The organism is Massilia sp. YIM B02443, assembly GCF_030411955.1.
Taxonomy (GTDB): Bacteria; Pseudomonadota; Gammaproteobacteria; order Burkholderiales; family Burkholderiaceae_D; genus Telluria.
This window is the reverse complement of sequence record NZ_JASNRA010000072.1, coordinates 1-613: the sequence shown is the minus strand read 5'-3', so window position 1 is coordinate 613 and position 613 is coordinate 1. Positions and strand designations below refer to the sequence as shown.

General features: G+C 52.9%; 1 rRNA gene. It reads left to right on the top strand.

Annotated features, from left to right (window positions below):
- Positions 1-613: ribosomal RNA gene (locus QPK27_RS25220) — 16S ribosomal RNA — on the top strand; the annotation flags it as partial.

Sequence of the window (613 nt, the reverse complement as noted above, 5' to 3'; positions counted from 1 at the left end):
AACTGAAGAGTTTGATCCTGGCTCAGATTGAACGCTGGCGGCATGCTTTACACATGCAAGTCGAACGGTAACAGGGAGCTTGCTCCGCTGACGAGTGGCGAACGGGTGAGTAATATATCGGAACGTACCCAAGAGTGGGGGATAACGTAGCGAAAGTTACGCTAATACCGCATACGATCTATGGATGAAAGCAGGGGATCTTCGGACCTTGTGCTCCTGGAGCGGCCGATATCTGATTAGCTAGTTGGTGAGGTAAAGGCTCACCAAGGCGACGATCAGTAGCTGGTCTGAGAGGACGACCAGCCACACTGGAACTGAGACACGGTCCAGACTCCTACGGGAGGCAGCAGTGGGGAATTTTGGACAATGGGCGCAAGCCTGATCCAGCAATGCCGCGTGAGTGAAGAANACACTGGAACTGAGACACGGTCCAGACTCCTACGGGAGGCAGCAGTGGGGAATTTTGGACAATGGGCGCAAGCCTGATCCAGCAATGCCGCGTGAGTGAAGAAGGCCTTCGGGTTGTAAAGCTCTTTTGTCAGGGAAGAAACGGGATTGGCTAATATCCAGTCCTAATGACGGTACCTGAAGAATAAGCACCGGCTAACTACGT